The following is a 17,653-nucleotide window of genomic DNA, read 5'->3' as shown; positions in this document are numbered from 1 at the left end:
CGGCTACCTGGACTCGGGTGCCGGTACGTCGGCGGTCTCGGGCAGCGCCGTGCCGTCGAGCTGCAGACCGAGGTCGGCGGCCTTGATCCGCTCCGCGTTCTCCCCGTCGGTCTGCTCGAGCAGGCCCGCGGCGCCGGAGAGGCCGACGGCGATGTTCGTCATGCTCTCCTGGAGCGCGGCGCCGGCCCCCGCCAGGCTCGCGATCCGGGTGCTGTACCCGTCGAAGGTGTCCTTGCCGAGCGGGCCGTGCCCGCAGGCCGCCTGGACCGCCTCGACGCTGATCGCCTCCAGCGCCCGGGTAAGCGCCGGCCCGCACTGGAGCCCGGTCCCGTACAGCCCTTCACCCACCTCGTACACGACGCTCGGGTCGACGCGGGTCATGACAGCCGCTCCGCGAGTTCGGCGTACTTGTCGGCGAGTTTGGTGGCGATCATGGTGCTCGCCTCGGAGAGCGTGGCGAGTACGGCGGCCGCGAGGCCCGCCGGGTCCTGGGTGCGGAAGATGTCCGGGTCGAACTCGAGCGCCCGGACGTCGCCGTGGGCGCCGATGGTGACCTTGATCAGCCGGTCGGGCGAGACCGCGGTCGCGGTCACGGACTCCAGTTCGGCGTGTACGGCGTTCATCGCGGTCAGCGAACGTTCGAGCTCGTTCTGCAGACCGACCGCCCGCAGTTCCCGGCCGAGGCCCATCTCCGACAGTTCCATGGACACCAGGGTCCGGTCCGGAAGGCGGTCGTGGTCAGCCCTTGGCCACAAGGGGTCAGAACCCGTGGCCCGATCGGGCCGGGGCCTACCGTCGCGATCGTGATGACTGTCAGAACGGGCCGCTGGACCGCGGCCGCCGCCGTGGTCCTGTCGGCCGGCCTGCCAACGACCGCTGCGGCCGCGCCCCCGGCAGGCCTGTGCCAGAACGCCGAAGCCGGCGGCACACCGGTGAACAAGTTGCCGTGGGCACAGACCTGGCTGGCACCGGACCAGGTGCCGCCGCAGGTCACCGGCCGCGGCGTCACCGTCGCGGTGATCGACTCCGGCGTCGACGCCGACCACCCGCAGCTGAGCGGCGCCGTACTGCCCGGCCGCGACCTGCTGACGCCGGGAGACCTGCGCGCGAACTTCGACTGCGTGTCGCACGGTACGGCGGTGGCGAGCATCATCGCCGCGCGGCCGGTGCCCGGGATCGGCTTCCGCGGCGTCGCCCCGGGCGCGCGGATCCTGCCGATCCGGGTCAGCGAACGGGACGCGAGCGAGCAGACCGGCGAGTCGGTCGACGCCACGGTGTTCGCCGGCGCGATCCGGTACGCCGCGGACGCCGGCGCCTCGGTGATCAACATCTCGCTGTCGATGTACTCCGACCTGAAACCGGTCCGGGACGCCGTCCGGTACGCCCAGCAGCACAACGCGCTGATCGTCGCGGCGGCCGGCAACGCGCACGCCCAGCAAGGACCGGACCCGGTCACGTACCCGGCGGCGTACCCCGGTGTCGTCGGCGTCGGCGCGATCACCATCGACGGCACCCGGCTGCCGAACTCGCAGGTCGGCTCGTACGTCGACATCTCCGCGCCCGGCGGCGGCGTACTGGCGGCGACCCGGGTCCGCGGCCACCGGTACTACGACGGCACCAGCTTCGCGACGGCCTTCGTCAGCGGTACGGCGGCCCTCGTCCGCTCGGCCGATCCGCAGCTGTCGGCGAGCGAGGTCGCGAACCGGCTGATCGCGACCGCCACGCCCGCGCCCGGTCCGGCGGACCAGTACGGCGCCGGCGTGGTGAACCCGTCCCGCGCCGTACAGGACGTCCTCGCGTCCGCGAAACCCGCCGTGCTGCCGCGGGTCCGTCCGGTCAAGGTCGACGCGGCGGCGGAACGACGTACCGCCCTCTGGGACTCCGCGGGGCTTGAAGGTCGACGTATCGCCTTGTTTTCGGGTGTTTTCGCGGCGCTGGTGCTGATCGGCGCGGTCGTCGTACCGCTCGGCCGACGGCGGGGCTGGCGGGCAAACTGAAGGCCCGGCCTCCCGCGTGGGAGGCCGGGCCTTGCAGCGTGATCAGACTTGGTCGAGAGCGGTCGCGGCGACGTTGTCGGCGCGCTTCATCCCGATCCACGAGTCGTCGAGCGCGGTGCTGCGACGACCGAGCACCAGGTTGATCTCCTCGTTGGCCTGGGTCCAGAGCTGCTGCACCTGCTGCAGCTGCGGCGAGCCCTCCTGACTCTTCCAGGCGGCGAGCAGGTTGCGCATCGCCAACTGGAACTGCTCCTGCAGGTCGGTCACCTGCTTGTTCGCGGAGGCCATGTCGATGGCACCCTGCGCCATCTGGTCGAACGGGTAGTTGATCATCCTGCGTCCCTTCGCTAGAGCACCGTGGTGTCGATGGACGCGCCGAGTCGGCCGAACGCCGTCTGGCTGATCGCGTCCTCGGACTCGTACGCGGTCTTCGAGGTGGTGATGCCGTCGGCCATCCGGTGCAGCTTCGCGCACAGCTGGTCGACCGCTTCGAGGTGGTTGTGGTGGCCCCGCCAGAAGACGTTCTTGATCTCGCCGTCCATCGGGGTCAGGCTGGTCATCGAGCTGTCGAGCATCGTCATCACGGACTTCAGCGCGTCGCCGATCCGGGCCGCCTCGGCGGCCGTCTGCACCATCCTGGTGGCTTCGGTCTCCACACCGGCCATGGTGGTTCCTCCTCTGTTGGGATTGCCGGTACGTGATCACCGGTCGGTGTCACGCTCGGTGCGGCGGTCTGGCTAGATCCGCCACAGGTCTTCGTCGAGTACGTCGCGCTCGACCGCGCGGGCGGCTGTCCGCCGGCGTTTCCGCTGCGGTACGCCGGCCGCACGCGGCTCGCCGTTCCGTCCCTGGAGGTCGGACTGGACACCGTTCCGGCGCATCCGCTCGGTCTCGCTCTGCTCGGCCGGGACGTTGAAGCCGGGCTTGCGGTTCGGCCCGGCGCCGGGCTTGATGTCGCGCGCACCGTTGCCTCCGGCCCCCATTCCGCCGTTCTGTGGCGGGTACATCGGCGGCGTACTCTGCTGGGTCCCCGTCGCGGCGGTCGTCGACGTCTTGCCGGCCAGCGTGGGCTCGGAGCCCGCCGTACCGGCGACGGTCGTGGACTTCTGTACGGGCGTGCTTTCCTTCGTGCCGGACTGGTGCCCGAACGAACCGGTGCCGAGCGAACCCGTCGGCAGCGCGCCGACTCCGCCGCTGGTGACCGGTGGAAGGACTGTGTCCGGATGGAAGACGGGCGCGGTGGTGGTTCCCGGACCGCCCGCGAGCGACGGATGATCGCCCACCAGCCCGTCCATCGACGAGCCCGGGGCGGTAGTGGTTCCGGTGGTCCCGGTCGTGGTTGTCGTCGCCGGCGTACTCGGCGTGAGCAGGTCCTTGAGGTGCTGCAGCGCGGTGATCCCCTTGTCCGCGATCTCCGGCACCTTCGCGACCACGTCGAGGAACTTCCCGGCCTCCTCGATCGGGTCCTTCGCCGCGGGTGTGTCGTCCGGCTTCTTCTCGTCCGGCTTCTTGCCGTCGTCCGACACCTTGGTCGGCCCGGCAGCGTCGGTCCCGGTGCCGCCACCGGCCTTGGCGGTCTCGGTCCCGTCGCCCTTCGGCTGTGTCTGCGGATCCCCGGGCAGGCCGATCTCCGGGCCGACCCACTTGGCGAAGTCGGCGCCCACCTTGTCGAGTACCTGGATCAGGGCCTGGGAGACCGTGTTCAGCTCACCCTGTGCGGCGGCCACGGCGTTGTCCGAGGCCTGCTTGGCCCGGCTGCTGACGCCGGCGTTGCTCGAGGTCAGGTCCGGCTGCGCCATGGTCCACGCCGTCAGCACCTGCTCCATCCGGCCACGCGCGTCGGTCAGCGTGTTGCCCATGGTGTTCATCCGAGTCGCGATGTCGGCCGCCTTCGCGCTCCAGTTGTGCAGGAAGTCCGCGCCCTTGAGCGCTTCGTTCCGGAACGTCACCCAGGCCTCCGAGCCGGTGCTCTGCTGCCAGACGCGGACGTCGTTCAGCGCCGTCGTGAGGTTGCCGGAGGCGGTCTGCAGATCGTTCGACGCGTTGGTCCATCGCTGGGCGTGGGTGTGCCAGGGTTCGGGATTCTGGGTCTGCAGCTCGGCGTGCATCCGGGGGACGTCCCGCTCGGACGTATACGGCCCTTGGTCGGTCATCGTTGGTACTCCTGGTCGGCTCAGACGCGGTCTTCGGGGTACTCCGGCAGCTGCGGCGGCTTGTCCTGCTTGCTGTTGGCAATCATCGGCAGGTGCTCCGCGCTCCAGACCTTCTTGAGCTCGTCGGCGTTGACCTGGTCCACCTGCCCGAAGTGTTCGGCGATGTCGCGGGAGAGCTTGGCGAGGGCCTGCAGTCCACGGCGTCCGCGACCGAGTTCGTACTCGGCCTGGATCGCGATCTTGGTGTACTCGTGGGCGGCCTGCGGGCCGCCGATCACCTCGCCCTGCAGGTCGTCGCCGGTGTCGTCCGCGAAGCCCGGGACCTTCAGGCCGTCGGTGGCGTTCGCGAACCCGGAGAGTTCGGGGTAGGAGAATTCGAGGTTGCTCATCAGGCTCCGTTCGGGTCGTCGGCGGGTTCGGCGAGCTGGATCAGCTGGGCGTCGCCGCGGCGGCCGACCAGGCGGCCGCGGCCGGGTGGGAGGGTTTCGGGCCGGGCGGTGCCGAGCAGCGGGCCTTCGGAGCGGTCGCCGCTGAGCAGCAGGCCGGGGGTGCCGAGGTCGCGGAGGCGGGCGATCAGCGGTTCGAAGATCGCCCGGCCGGCGCCGCCGCTGCGGCGGGTGATGATCAGGTGCAGGCCGATGTCGCGGCCGTGCGCCAGGTAGTCGGTGAGGCCTGCGAGCGGGTTGCCGGTCTGGCCGACGACCAGGTCGTAGTCATCCACCAGCACGTGGATCTGCGGGCCGGTCCACTCCCCGGACTGCCGGCGTTCGAGGACCGGGATCAGGTCGGCGACCATGGCCTCGACGCCGCGCGGCTCCGAGAACGACCCCATCACGTGCTCGCCGGTGATGCCGAGCGAGCGGCGGTAGTCGACCAGGATGATCCGCGCCTCGTCCGGGCGGTACCGCTCGATCAGCGTCCGCCCGATCCGGCGCAGGAACCCGGTCTTCCCGGACTCGGTGTCGCCGAAGAGCAGGAAGTGCGGGTCGGCCTCGAGGTCGATGGACACCGGCCCGAGATCGCTTTCCGCCAGCCCGATCGGCAGCCCCTGCACGGGCTTCCTCCGCAGTACGGCGGTCAGCTCCTCGTCCTTCAGGTGCAGCGGCAGCAGCCGTACGCGCGGTGCGCCCGACACCGGCCAGGCGGCCGCGAGCTGCGGGCCGAGGCCGGCGTCCGGCGTGGCGATCACGAAGTGCTGTGCCTTGTCGGCGAGACCGCGGCCGGGCTTGTCCGCCGGTACGCTCATCGCCGCGCGCCGGTCGATCACCGAGTCGGACGGGTCGCCCAGCCGCAGCTCGATCCGGGTCCCGAACAGGTCGCGGATCGTGCCGCGCAGGTCGAACCAGCGCGAACAGGTCGCGACCACGTGAACGCCGTACGCGAGACCGCGGCCGGCGATCTCGCCGAGTGTCGCCTCGAGGTCCTCGAAGTCGGACCGCAGCACCGACCACCCGTCGATCACCAGGAAGACGTCGCCCCACGGGTCGTCGAGGAACTCCCCCGCCGCCCGCCGTTGCCGGTACGACGTCATGCCCTCGATGCCGTGCTCCGCGAAGTACCGCTCCCGCTGGACGAGGAGCTGCTGTACTTCGGCGACCGTCCGGCGTACGGCGCCGACGTCCAGGCGGGACGCGACACCGCCGACGTGCGGCAACGCTCGGAGCCCCGCGAGCGAGCCGCCGCCGAAGTCCAGGCAGTAGAACTGCACCTCGCGCGGCGTGTGCGTGAGCGCGAGCGCCGACACGAGCGTGCGGATCGCCGTACTCTTGCCGCTGCGCGGACCGCCGACCACGACCGCGTGGCCGGCGCCGGCCGCGAGGTCCACTGTTAGTGGATCTCGCCGCTGCTCGAGCGGCTTGTCGACCAGGCCGATCGGCACCCGTAGCGTCCCTTGCGCAGCGGCTACCGCAACTGTGAGCCCGCGGTCCGGGTCGACAGTCAACGCCGGCAGTAGCGCGGTGAGCGGCGGCGGATCGTCCAATGGCGGCAGCCAGATCTGATGGGCGGGCTTTCCCTTGTTTTCCAGGCGATCCACCAGGATGTCGAGCAGCTTCTCGCCCACGCCGTCCTCTTCCGGCTGCTCCCGTACGACGGCAGCCGGCATCGACACGTACGCACTGGTGTACTCCGCCACGTCGTCCGCGACCTCATTGGACACCGCGTGCGCCGCCGCCCGATGCACACCGGACACGTACGCCGACCGGAAGCGCACCAGCGTCTCCGTACCGATCTGCAGGAACCCATGCCCCGGCGCACGGGGCAGCTCGTACGCGTCCGGCATGCCGAGCACCACCCGGCTGTCCATGGCGGAGAACGTCCGCAGACCGATCCGGTACGACAGGTGCGCGTCCAGCCCACGCAGCCGGCCCTCTTCCAGCTTCTGGCTGGCCAGCAGCAGGTGTACGCCGAGGGCGCGGCCCAGGCGGCCGATCTGGTTGAACATGTCGATGAAGTCGGGCTTCGCCGACAGGAGCTCGGAGAACTCGTCGCAGATCACCAGCAGCGTCGGGACCTCCGGCAGGTCGGCTCCTGCCGCTCTGGCGAGCTCGTACTCGCGGACCGACTCGTAGTTGCCGGCCCGCCGCAGCAGCTCCTGCCGGCGGATCAGCTCACCACCGATCGCGTCGGACATCCGGTCGACGAGCGCCAGTTCCTCGCTGAGGTTGGTGATCACCGCGCTGGTGTGCGGAAGCCGGTCCAGCTTGGTGAACGTGGCGCCGCCCTTGAAGTCCACCAGCGCGAAGTTGAGGCTGTCGGACGAGTGGGTCGCTGCTAGCGCGAGTACGAGCGTCCGGAGCAGCTCGCTCTTTCCGGACCCGGTCGCACCGATCAGGAGACCGTGCGGGCCCATTCCGTCCTGTGCAGACTCCTTCAGGTCGAGTTCTACCGGCGTACCGTCCGCCGTGACACCAAAGCGGACGCGTAGCCGGTCCCTGTTCGGCCTAGGACCCCAGTGGCGTGCAGGGTCGAAGTTGTACGGGTCCCCGAGACCTAGGAGGTCCGTGAGACCGAAGACCGAGGCAAAGCTCTCCTCACCGTCTCCACCCGCCGACAGCCTTAGCGGCGCCAGCAGGCGCGCCAGAGCCTCCGCGTTCTCGACGGTGAAGCTGTCCGCCATGCCGACCTCAGACTCGCCGTCCGTCGTCACACTGGTCAGGGCACCGTCGTCCGCGACATCCAGCAACACACTGGATCTGTCGAGCAGCCTGGGCGGCTGCGTGGTCAGGTCGATGACGCTGACACCCTCCACGCCGTTGCCGGTCATCAGGTGGTCAGAACCGAGCACGTCCCCGCCGTCGATCAGTACGACGATGTGCGGCCCGTCCACGCGGCTCGTAGCGGCCGGGTCGAACCGGGGCCGCTGTGCGAGTAGGTCGCCCAGCACGGACTCCAGGTCCGGAACGCTCTTGCTGATCAGGCGAATGGGGCCCAGGGCATCGGACTTGTCGGGGTGGTGTGCATGCGGCAGCCACTTCAGCCACTCCCAGTCCGCCCTGGTCTCCGGCCCGACGACAGCCGTGATCAGCAGGTCGTCCGGCGAGTGGAACGTCGCGAGCTGCGCCACGAGGGCACGGGCCAAGCTCTGCGCACGGGCACCGTCTACGTACACGCGGGCAAATCCGCGCAGCGCCATCGCCACCGGCAACCCCGGCACGGACGAGTACGTCGTGATGAAACGGCGCAGTGCACCGGCTGACAGCGGCTCCAGCTCCTCCAGCGGGACCGTGTCGGGCGGAGCGACCGGTGTGGCGAGTGGTTGCGCTCCGGTGCCGACACGCACGATGGCGAAGTCCTGATCGTTCCGACGACGCTCCCAGAGCCGGTAGCTCTCCACCAACGTCCACAGCTGCGTCGGATCCGGGTGCAGATAGGACAGCGCAGTACGTTGCTGTACGACGGCCCGCCGGGCCCGGATGCGCTGCTGGGACAGGTGCCTGAGGTACCCGCGCCGTGCTCGCGCCATCTCCCGCCGCGGGGCGCCCTGGCCGGCAAACGCGACCGCGGCCATCCCCAACGCCGACAGGCCGAACAGCCCGCCGACGATGTAGCTCATCTTGCCGCCACCGCCGAGCGTCGAGTACATCAACGCCATCGCGCCGCCGCCGGCGAGCATCGGCACCATCATCACGTACTGCGAGAGCTGCTTGCCCGCCGGACGCGGCAGTGCCGGCGGCGGGTCGAGGGTGACGTCGCCACTCGGCAACGCGGGACCCTCGCGCCGCGGCGGTCTGCTGACGATGACAGTGGACATGTTCCAGGACGCTAGGCGCCGCGACAGCGGTACAGGGGACCGCGGCCACTAGCGGACTGTCCACAAGCTGCAAGCACCGGAAAGGGCGGTGGTGTGCGTGTCACGGTGACGGACGTGAGCATTCGCGGACTGGTCAAGGTCACCATCGACGCACCCGAACGCCGCATCGACCTGGCACTGCCGGAGCGGTCGACGGTGGCCGAGGTGCTGCCCGGGCTCCTCCGGCACGCCGGCGACGACCTCGCCGATTTCGGCGCACTGCAAGGCGGTTGGGTACTGCGCCGTCCCGACGGCGAGGCCCTGGAAACGCACCTGGACCTGTCCGCCCAGGGCGTCCGGGACGGGGAGATCCTGCACCTCGCCCCGGCCCACCAGCACTGGCCGGAGCTGGAGTACGACGACCTCGTGGACGCGATCGCCACCGACGCCCGGTCCGGCGGACGCGCGTGGACACCAGGGGCGAGCCGTTGGTGCGGGTTGCTCGCTTCTGCTGCCGCATTGCTGACGTGTCTGGTCCTCATGCACAGCGCGTACTTCGCTCTTGCGTCCGCGGCTGTGCTGATGGCGATCGCGGTCCTGCTCTCACGCGCTGTCGGCGACGGTGCCGCCGCTGCCACGACAGGTGCGGTCTCGTTGGTGTTCGCGGTGACCGGTGCTGCGCTGTTCATCCAGGTGCCTATGGGCGCACCACAGCTGACCGCGGGTGGAGCCGCACTAGTACTGTTCGGGCTGCTCGGCTATGTCGGGATCGCTCGCCATACCGCGGTCTTCGTAGCTGCTGTGAGTGCAGGTGTGCTCGCGCTCGTTGCCGGCTGGCTAGGTGACGCTACGCGGTCAGCAGCGGTAGTGGCAGCAGTGGCGGTCGCGCTGATTCCGGTAGCCGCTCCGCTGGCCATGCGGATCGGCCGGCTGCCCAAGCCCGTTCTTCCTACCAGTACTGCGGACCTGCTGGCGGACGCGCCGCAACCACCTCGCCGTTTGGTGCACGCCGCCGTACTGCGGTCTGCTGCGCTCTACACGGGCATCCTGGCCGGGCTGGCCGTTGGACTCGCGTGCTGCCTGTATGTGCTCGCACGGTCCACGTCCACACCCGGCCGGGTGCTGGTGGTGCTGGTTGTCGGCATCTGTCTCTTGCGGTCGCGGCTGCTGCCTGTGGTGGCGCATCGCTTGAGTTTGGTTCTCGCTGGACTGGTAGGGCTCGGCTGCTTGCTGGTGCAGTCGCCGTACCTGCTGCTGGTGTTCGCTGGCGTGGCTGCGTTCCTCGGGCTCTGGTACGCGCGGCACCGGCCAGGGGCGTACCTGGCGCGGTACGCCGAGCTGGCCGAGGTCGTACTGGTGCTGCTGGTGGTTCCGGTCGTGCTGTGGGTGCTCGGGCTGTACGCGTACGTCCGTGGGCTGGGTGGGTGACCGATGGCGTCCAAGCGGGATCAGCTGCAGTCACACCAGTTCGTCAAGCAGCGGATGACCCATGCGTTGCTGCTGCGCGAGACGGACCCGGAGTACCCGCCGTTCCGCCGCGGCATCGTGGCCATGCTCGTCGGGATCGGGCTCGCCGTACTGGTGCTGGTCGGCACCGGCGTCTACGGGCAGCTCTCGCCCGGTGGGAAGACGTCGTGGAAGTCCGGCGACCACGTGATCGTGGAGAAGGAGACCGGCACTCGGTACGTGTACCGCGACGGGGTCCTGTACCCGGCCGCGAACTACGTGTCCGCCTTGCTGCTGGCCAACAAGTACAGCACTCCCTTGATGGTGTCGGCGAAGTCCTTGCTCGGCGTACCGCGCGGCCAGCGGGTAGGGATCGCCGATGCGCCGGACTCGCTGCCTGACAAGGGACGGCTGCTCGGCAGCGGCTGGTCGATGTGCGCCAAGCCTGGAACCGATTCCTCCGGCAGCCCGATCGTTCAGTCCGTTCTTCTCGTCGGAACCGAGCAGGGCGGTACAACAGCGGACTCCCTGCTCGTAGTCGGTCCGGGTGGCCGTCGGTACCTGATCTGGCACGGCTACCGGCACCTGGTCCAGCAGCAGGCGACCGTCGCGGCGGCCCTCGCCCTGAACGACGAGGTGTGGATGCAGGTCCCGTCCGTCTGGCTGGACCTCATCCCGTCCGGTCCACCGCTCGGCCCCATCTCCGTACCCGGCGCGGGCACACCGTCCGCTCTTCTACGACCAGGACGCGTGGGGACGCTGTATGTCGTACAGACGTCGACCGGGCAGGGACAGTATTACCTGCTGCAGCGGGACCGGCTGATGGCGATCACCTCGCTGCAGTACGACGTACAGCGCACTGCTCCGGCAACGCGTGCGGCGTACCCAGGTGCTGTGCCGGAGGCCGTGCCGCTGGACCCGGCTGTCGTGGCGCAGGTGTCCGGCGGTGTGGGTACTACGACGTCCGACTCGGCGCTGCCGGCGACCAGGCCGACGTTCGCGCGGCCAGACTCGTCCGGGGTGTCGGTGTGCGCGGTCTTCTCCGACGGGCAGTTCCGGCCGCGGTTCACGCTGGCCGGGTCACTGCCGTCAGCAGGTGACGCCGGCGCGACAGCAGGACGTGACCCTAACGGGCTACCGCTGGCCGACGTGGTCGTCGTACCGCCCGGCCACGGCGCCGTTGTCGAGTCGATGGCTTCACCTGCACAACCGGCCGGATCAGGGGCGCTGTCGTTCGTGAGCGATCTCGGACGGCGGTACCAGCTGGCCAGCCGCGACGTACTCGGCGTCCTCGGCTACACGCAACCACCGGTGGTACGGCTGCCCGCCGAACTGATCAGCCGGATGCCCGCGGGCCATGCGCTCGACCCGTCCGCTGCGACGTACCCGATCGGTCCCTGATGAATCTAGGAGGAAGTATGGACATCGGCACACTGACCGTCGTGCCTGACGAGCTGCGCCAGTTCGCGGCGCTGGCACCGCTGGCCACGGTCACTCCGGTCTCCGGCACGGTCCAGGCCACGCCGCCGCTGGCCGGTCCGATGCCGGAGAGCGCGACCGTTGAGGCCCACGTCCGGTTCTGCGTCGAACACACCGGCACCGTCACGCTGCAGGCGACCAACGGCATCGCGTCACTGATCGACTCGGCGCTGTCGATCGCCAGTCGCTTCGAGACCGCCGACCAGGCCAACGCGACCGTGCACCGGGCGCTGGCCGACGAGCTTCCGGACTGATTGGGGACCGCGATGGGTGCGTACTTCGGGATGGAACTCAACGCGATGGCGGCGATGCTCTACGGGCAGCGCGCCGAGCCCTGGCACGCGGGTGCCGACATGTGGGGCTCGGCCTGTCAGCAACTGCTCGCCACCCACGGCGACCTCGGCGCCGCGAACGCGGCCATCACCACCTGGCCGCTCAGCATCGGGTCGGTGTCGCAGGTCGCGTTCAACGGGCAGGTGATCGGCAGCCTCGCCTCGCTCGGGGAGTGGGCGGCCTACACCGGCGCGATGTCCGCGGCGCTCCGGCTCGGCGGGACCGCGCTGAACGCCGCGCAGGCGGTGATGCCGGCGCTGCAGAGCGGGTACGACACCGCAGTCTCGCTGAGCGCCGTACCGATCATCGGGCCGTTCGCCGCGCAGGTCGCGGTCGGGCTGCAGCAGGTCGGCGCCGGGATGATGGAGGCGGTCGGCATGGTCATGCAGGCCCCGACCGCGGTACCGCCGCCGGCTCAGGGCTGGCAGGGACCGGGGGCCGATGCGGCGCCGTCGCCCGCGTCGCCGGTTCCCGCCGTACCGATGTCCGAGGTGCTGGACGCGACGGAGAAGCTGTTCAACACGATGGACAAGGGCGTCGGTCTGCTGACCACGGTCACCGGGCTGATGCAGTCGAGCGGTCTCGGGAGTACGCCGGGGTCTACGACGAAGCTGCCTGACTTCAAGAAGCTGCCCGGGACGCTCATTCACTCCGACCTGCCAACGCTGGCGGGTGGGGCGACGACACCGCCGCCGATCACGCTGCCGGAACCGGTGTCCGCGATCACGTCGGCCGGGAGCGGCCTGCCCGGCGGGATGCCTGCGGCGGCATTGGCTGGGTCGCTCGGGGCGCTGACCAGCTCGGCGGCCAGCGTTAAGCCGGGCGCCCTGGGCTCGGCTGGTGCGCGGATCGCGGCCGGGACGGAGCCGGGACTGGCCGGCGGTACGGCGCGTGCTGCGGCAGCAGCTGCTGCCAAGGCGATGCCTACGATCGCCCCGCCGATGTCAGGCGGTGGCGGTGGCAGCGGGTCGAACGAGAGCCGCCCGCGCAACCGCAAGGAGACACTGCGCCGTACGGGAGTCCAGTCCGAACTCCAGGGTCGTACGGCGCAGGAACAATTCACCCTGCCGCCGGTACGCCGCCGTACTGCCGGCCCGGTTCTCGATGACGAGTTGTTCACGTGACGACCACTCCGACCTCAGTCCCGCAGGTGGCGGCCGCCTCTGTGCCCGCGGTCGCTGCCGCGGTCACGAGTACGGTCGCGCCGCCGCGGGCTGTACCGGCGCGGGTGGTGCCGCGGCCCGCCGTGCGGCCGGCTCCTCCAGCACCGGTAGCGCCTGTGGTTGCTGCGCCGGCACCTGCCCCTGTCGCTGCGCCTCCGGCCGAGGTACGGCGGACACCGCGCGTGCGGGTGGGTCAGGTGGTGAGCTGGCAGCTGGCGGTCGCTGTGGTCGCTGCTGCGATCGGCCGGGGCTGGGTGGCTGCGGTTGTCGCCGCACTGGTCGGGCTGGTCGTCGTTGGACTCACGGCGAGCTGGCGGCGCGGGCTGTGGTCCTACCAGTGGCTGTACCTCGCCGTTGCGTATCTGGTGCGTGGTACTCGGTTCCACGGGCTGGACGGAGCACGGGGCGAGCTCGAGGACGGAGCAGGCACCATCGTCCGGTCGGACGGGCTCACGGTGCTGCTGGAGACCGACGTACCCCCGGAACTGACCCCGGCGGAGCTGCTGGACGAGACCACCGGCGTACGGCTGAAGCTCCTGCGGCGGCCCGGGCGGGCCTGGATCGCTCTGACCGCGCTGCGGTCCGCTGACCGTCCACAGAACTCCGAGCTGGAGCTCCTGCTGACCAACACGGTTCGCCGGCTGACCCGACGGTTGCGCCGCCGCAACTTCCGGGCTGTACCACTCTCCCCTGACGAGCTGAGCGAGATCCTGGCCGCGCTGACGCCAGAACAGCTCACCGAGGAGTGGGACGCGCTGGCCGTCGGCCCGGCCCGTTTCCGGATGTACGCCGTACCCGCTGGGCTCGCCCTGCAGCAGCCGGGTGCGGTCGCTGTCAGCACGTCCAGCGACCTCGACCACGCGCTGGTACTGGCTCCGGCCGAGGCCCTGATGGCGCCGGATGCAATAGCTCAGACCGGTCGGCACAAGGCTGCTTTTCTGGCTGCTCTGCCCTGATACAGCGGCCGCTGGACAGCCGCTGTATCAGGCGTGGACTGCCGCAAGATTCCCGCTGGACGACGCCCCGGGACAGTTCTGGTGTTCGCCATCGAGTCCGTCCGACTCACCGAATCCCAGCGAGGTGTCCCGTGTCCCAGTCAGAGCCCGTCGAAGGCGCTTCGTACCCCCGTGCGGTCCGCTACCCGCGAGCCGTGCCCAACACACCGCAGGTCCGCGCCGGCGGACTGCGGCTCGCCCATCTGGGCGTCGACGCGACCGCCGAGCGCACCTACCTGACGGTGCTCGAGCGGCCGTCCTGGACCGCCGCCGAACTCGGCGAGCGGCTCGGCCTCGACGAGGAATCCACCCACGAGGTCATCCGGCACCTGACCGCTCTCGGCCTGCTGGCCCGGGACAGCTCGGGTGACGGCTCCAGCCGCACGGTCCGGCCGCTCAACCCGCGGCTCAGCCTGACCGCCCTGCTGGCCGAACGCGAGGCCGACCTCGCCCGGGTCAGCCGGGACCTGGAACGCAGCCGGGTGGCCGCCGCCGAGATCGCCGGCGAGTTCGCCCGCCGGCACCCGGCGCCGCTCGGCGACAGCAACGGCGCCCTGGACTGGGCAGGCAGCCCGGCCGCCGCCCAACGCACCATCGAAGGCCTGCTCAAGGCGGCCGCCGGTGAGGTGCTGGTGAGTACGCCGGCCACGGCCGCGCTCGCCGACCCGATCGCAGGCCTCCGTGAGCTTGGTACGGGCGTACTGGCGCCACCGGTGCGCTACCGCATCCTCGTACCGGACGCCGCCCGCACAGACCCCATGCTGGCGCGCCGGCTGCAGCAACTGACCAGGAACGGCGCCCAGGTCCGTACAGCGCCCACGGTCCCGCTTTGCGCGATGATCGTCGACACAGCGACCGTAGCGCTCCCGGCCGACCGCACTGGTCGTGGCGCGGTCAGTATCCTCCGGCTGGCGGCTGCTGTCGGCGCGGTGACCGAGCTGTTCGAACGGGTCTGGCACGCGGCCACCCCGCTCCGCCAGCCGACCGGCCTGGGCGACACGTCTGGGCTCACCGTCCGCGAGCGTGAGGTGCTGTCGCTGCTCAGCGACGGCGGGACCGATGCCTCGGCCGCCGCACAGCTCGGTGTCTCCGTCCGGACCGTACGCCGGATGGTGTCCGAGATGATGGCCCGCCTCGGAGCGCAAAGCAGGTTCCAGGCCGGGCTGAAGGCGTCCGAGCGCGGCTGGTTGGGGACGCGATGAGCCGCACCCTGCTGGTGTCGCCGGACCGTCCCGGGGCGTACCCGAGCATCGGGGCCGCCGTACTGGACGCACCCGACGACGCGGTCGTCTCGATCGCGCCCGGCGTCTACCGGGAGACCATCGACCTGGCCGACCGTTCCGTGACCCTGACTGGGGACGACGACGTGGTCATTGACGCCACGACCGCGCACGCGCCCGTACTGCGAACGTCCGGCGGCCGGCTGACGCTCCGGAACGTGACGATCCGCGCGGGCGACGCACCGGCGATCCAGCTGGACGGCGGGACCCTACGCGCCGAACGGTGCGTCCTGTCCGCCGGCTTCGGGCCGGTCGTCCAGGTCACCGGCCCGGCCGAGGTGGCGGTCTCGCACTGCCAGGTGAGCGGCGGCGAGCACGGGCTCGTGCTTGAGGACTGTACGGCGAGGGTCGAGCACACCACGGTGACCGGGGTGTCCGCCGACGGCGTCATCGTCCGGCTCGGCGCAACCGTCGTACTGCACGACTGCCAGCTCACCGACTGCGGCCGCCGCGGCGTCTACGCGTACCAGTACGGCCGCCCGACCATCGACACGTGCGAGGTCTCCGGTACGTCGGAAGCGGGCATCCTGATCGCCTACGACTCCACAGCGGTACTGCGGCACACGGTGGTCCGTGACGTAGCCGGGCCGGCTGTCGCGTACGGGAGGCGGTGCCGCGGTGAGGTGGTGTCCTGCCGCTGGGAGAACACGGCAGAGCCCGCATTGGAGCTGGCCGAGCCCGAACTGGTCGCAGTAACAGGTGCTGAGCAGTCAAGGGTGACCACGGACGAGCCTGCTGGTGCAGACGTCGAGTCCTTGCTCGCGGAACTGGACGCAATGGTCGGCCTGGCGAGTGTCAAGGACGAAGTACGGAGCCTGATCGACGAGATCCAGGTCAACGAGTGGCGACGGCGGGCAGGGCTGCCGACAGGCAGTCTGAGCCACCACCTGGTGTTCGCGGGCGCTCCTGGGACCGGCAAGACCACCGTGGCCCGGATCTACGGCAAGCTGCTCGCCGCACTCGGCGTACTGCCGAAGGGCCAGTTCAACGAGGTGGCACGGCGGGATCTGGTGGGCCAGTACCTCGGTCACACTGCCGAGAAGACCACCATGGTGTTCGAGGGCGCGACCGGGGGCGTGCTGTTCGTCGACGAGGCGTACACGCTGTCCAGGGCGGGCGCCGAGAACGACAGCTTCGGCCAGGAGGCGATCGACACCCTGGTGAAGCTGATGGAGGACCACCGCGACGAGGCGGCGGTGATCGTGGCCGGGTACAGCGACGAGATGCTGCGGTTCATGGACGCCAACCCGGGCCTCGCGTCCCGGTTCTCGAAGACCGTCGACTTCGAGAACTACTCCCCCGACGAGCTCACGCTGATCGTGCAGCGGATGGTCGCGGCGCAGGAGTACGACCTGGACGACGGCGCCGAGCCGCTGCTGCACCGGCACTTCGCCGTCGCTTCGCAGGCCGCCAACTTCGGCAACGCCCGCGACGCCCGGCGGCTGTTCGACCGGGTCCGCAAGGCGCAGTCGCAGCGGCTGCGACGCCTGGGCGGCATGCCGGCCGTCAGCGAACTGCGTACGCTCCGCCTGGACGACGTGACCGCGGCCGTCTCATGACACCGGGTCGAGAACCGCGACGAAGTCCGCCAGCAACTCGGCGACCCCGTCGAGCACCGCTTCGAGCTGTGTGGTGCCCAGCACCTCACAGTGCGCCCACAGCGACGGCGCTACCCAGCCCCACTGCCACAGCTCGTACGTCGTCGCCGGAACGACGGCCAGCGGCTCCAAGCCGGGTAGGCCGATCGCGAACTGCTGCGGGTCGTCCGGACGGTTGCCAAGCCCGATGTACAACGGCAACAACCTGTACTGCTGTGCGAAGACGTTGACGTCGTCAACCTGGACCAGGAGCCCCCGCCGCAGCAGCTCGTCCACGTGCTGCTGGTCGGTGTAGTCCGACTGATGCGCGCGTACCCAAACGGCGAACTCAGGCTCGCTCAGGACCTCCGCCGTGCCACCAACGCGGACGACGTACTCGCCAACGGACCGCGGCCCGGCGCCATGGCCGACAGGGAAGATCACGGCTGCTCCTCTGTCGCCAGGTCGAGACACGCGGCGCTGGGTGCGAGCAGCGCGTGTAGTGAGGTCAGTACGGCGGTCAGCTCCGCGTCGTGGGCCTTGCACGCCACCAAGAGATTGGGAGACAGGTGACCCGACAGCCACAGGTCGTAGAGCGTGCGGGTCATGCCGGTGAGCGGGACCTCCGTCGTACCCGATCTGAACACCGCCGTGACCTCTGGAGCGTTCCCGAGGCCCAGGTGCAGCGGGAGCAGCCGGTGGCGTGCCGCGAAGTCCGCCGGGCTGTCCAGGTCGACCTCGGCCAGCAGGTTCTTGGCCAGCAATTGGTCGACGTTGTCCGGGATCCCGCTGCCGGCCAGCAGCTCGAGGATCCGCCCGCGGTCCCAGCGGCTGCGGTCGTCGGCCATACCGTGGGCCAGCGACCAGACCGCGAACTCCTCGTCGGTCAGCCCCACGATCTCACCACCGAGCCGCACCTGCTGGACATGACTGTCCGTGGTGCTGGCGTAGTACGTCCCGAGGCAGTGGCCGATCGGGAACATCAACGTGGTCATGGGA

Annotated in this window: 17 protein-coding genes; 8 read left to right on the top strand and 9 right to left on the bottom strand. The window is 70.3% G+C overall.

The annotated features are described in order from the left end of the window. Positions 1-3 precede the first annotated feature (3 nt). Both ACFV9C_RS41100 and ACFV9C_RS41095 read right to left on the bottom strand, forming a co-directional pair. Positions 4-381, bottom strand: coding sequence for a hypothetical protein (locus ACFV9C_RS41100; protein WP_380202806.1), 378 nt, complete (start codon positions 379-381; stop codon positions 4-6). Continuing rightward, a complete protein-coding gene (locus ACFV9C_RS41095; protein WP_380202804.1) occupies positions 378-704 on the bottom strand; it encodes a YbaB/EbfC family nucleoid-associated protein in 327 nt (108 codons plus the stop codon). Before ACFV9C_RS41095 ends, ACFV9C_RS41100 begins: the two co-directional genes overlap by 4 nt. Positions 705-806: 102 nt before the next feature. On the opposite strand from ACFV9C_RS41095, the gene mycP reads away from it, so the two are divergent. Next, positions 807-1,997 carry a type VII secretion-associated serine protease mycosin gene (mycP, locus tag ACFV9C_RS41090; RefSeq protein ID WP_380202802.1) on the top strand — a complete coding sequence of 397 codons (1,191 nt, stop codon included), beginning with the start codon at positions 807-809 and terminating at the stop codon, positions 1,995-1,997. 42 nt (positions 1,998-2,039) lie between these two features. On the opposite strand, the gene ACFV9C_RS41085 is transcribed toward mycP, so the two are convergent. From ACFV9C_RS41085 to eccCa, 5 genes are all read right to left on the bottom strand, one after another. Then, positions 2,040-2,330 carry a hypothetical protein gene (locus ACFV9C_RS41085; RefSeq protein ID WP_380202800.1) on the bottom strand — a complete coding sequence of 97 codons (291 nt, stop codon included), beginning with the start codon at positions 2,328-2,330 and terminating at the stop codon, positions 2,040-2,042. 14 nt (positions 2,331-2,344) lie between these two features. Then, positions 2,345-2,662, bottom strand: a complete 318-nt coding sequence (locus tag ACFV9C_RS41080) for a hypothetical protein (RefSeq protein ID WP_380202798.1) — start codon at positions 2,660-2,662, stop codon at positions 2,345-2,347. A 72-nt stretch (positions 2,663-2,734) separates the two neighbouring features. After that, positions 2,735-4,150, bottom strand: a complete 1,416-nt coding sequence (locus tag ACFV9C_RS41075; protein WP_380202796.1) for a hypothetical protein — start codon at positions 4,148-4,150, stop codon at positions 2,735-2,737. Positions 4,151-4,170: 20 nt separating this feature from the next. After that, positions 4,171-4,539 carry a hypothetical protein gene (locus ACFV9C_RS41070; protein ID WP_380202794.1) on the bottom strand — a complete coding sequence of 123 codons (369 nt, stop codon included), beginning with the start codon at positions 4,537-4,539 and terminating at the stop codon, positions 4,171-4,173. Further along, entirely contained in the window at positions 4,539-8,402 is a 3,864-nt protein-coding gene (gene eccCa, locus ACFV9C_RS41065; protein WP_380202792.1) for a type VII secretion protein EccCa, read from the bottom strand. Before eccCa ends, ACFV9C_RS41070 begins: the two co-directional genes overlap by 1 nt. Before the next feature lie 114 nt (positions 8,403-8,516). On the opposite strand from eccCa, the gene eccD reads away from it, so the two are divergent. From eccD to ACFV9C_RS41030, 7 genes are all read left to right on the top strand, one after another. Then, positions 8,517-9,809 carry a type VII secretion integral membrane protein EccD gene (gene eccD, locus ACFV9C_RS41060; protein WP_380202790.1) on the top strand — a complete coding sequence of 431 codons (1,293 nt, stop codon included), beginning with the start codon at positions 8,517-8,519 and terminating at the stop codon, positions 9,807-9,809. A gap of 3 nt (positions 9,810-9,812) precedes the next feature. Beyond that, positions 9,813-11,228 (top strand): type VII secretion protein EccB, encoded by a 1,416-nt coding sequence (gene eccB / locus ACFV9C_RS41055; protein WP_380202788.1) that lies wholly within the window; start codon positions 9,813-9,815, stop codon positions 11,226-11,228. A gap of 17 nt (positions 11,229-11,245) precedes the next feature. Continuing rightward, positions 11,246-11,560 (top strand): hypothetical protein, encoded by a 315-nt coding sequence (locus tag ACFV9C_RS41050; RefSeq protein ID WP_344200594.1) that lies wholly within the window; start codon positions 11,246-11,248, stop codon positions 11,558-11,560. A 12-nt stretch (positions 11,561-11,572) separates the two neighbouring features. Next, a complete protein-coding gene (locus ACFV9C_RS41045) occupies positions 11,573-12,763 on the top strand; it encodes a hypothetical protein (RefSeq protein ID WP_380202785.1) in 1,191 nt (396 codons plus the stop codon). A 239-nt stretch (positions 12,764-13,002) separates the two neighbouring features. Beyond that, on the top strand, positions 13,003-13,758 hold the full coding sequence (locus ACFV9C_RS41040; protein WP_380202783.1) for a type VII secretion protein EccE: 756 nt from the start codon (positions 13,003-13,005) through the stop codon (positions 13,756-13,758). Between the two features lie 194 nt (positions 13,759-13,952). Then, a complete protein-coding gene (locus tag ACFV9C_RS41035) occupies positions 13,953-14,999 on the top strand; it encodes a LuxR C-terminal-related transcriptional regulator (RefSeq protein ID WP_380202781.1) in 1,047 nt (348 codons plus the stop codon). Then, entirely contained in the window at positions 14,996-16,636 is a 1,641-nt protein-coding gene (locus ACFV9C_RS41030; RefSeq protein WP_380202779.1) for a right-handed parallel beta-helix repeat-containing protein, read from the top strand. Before ACFV9C_RS41035 ends, ACFV9C_RS41030 begins: the two co-directional genes overlap by 4 nt. Here the strand turns inward: ACFV9C_RS41030 and ACFV9C_RS41025 are convergent. Continuing rightward, complete coding sequence (locus tag ACFV9C_RS41025; protein WP_380202777.1) at positions 16,631-17,098, bottom strand: hypothetical protein; 468 nt, start codon at positions 17,096-17,098, stop codon at positions 16,631-16,633. The two genes, ACFV9C_RS41030 and ACFV9C_RS41025, sit on opposite strands and share 6 nt — an antisense overlap. Beyond that, positions 17,095-17,649: a hypothetical protein gene (locus ACFV9C_RS41020; protein WP_380202775.1), complete on the bottom strand. Its 555-nt coding sequence runs from the start codon at positions 17,647-17,649 to the stop codon at positions 17,095-17,097. The genes ACFV9C_RS41025 and ACFV9C_RS41020 overlap by 4 nt, the downstream gene beginning before the upstream one ends. Between the last annotated feature and the right edge of the window lie 4 nt (positions 17,650-17,653).

Source organism: Kribbella sp. NPDC059898 (assembly GCF_042730855.1).
Lineage (GTDB): Bacteria > Actinomycetota > Actinomycetes > Propionibacteriales > Kribbellaceae > Kribbella.
This window is presented reverse-complemented; position numbering and strand designations above follow the sequence as displayed.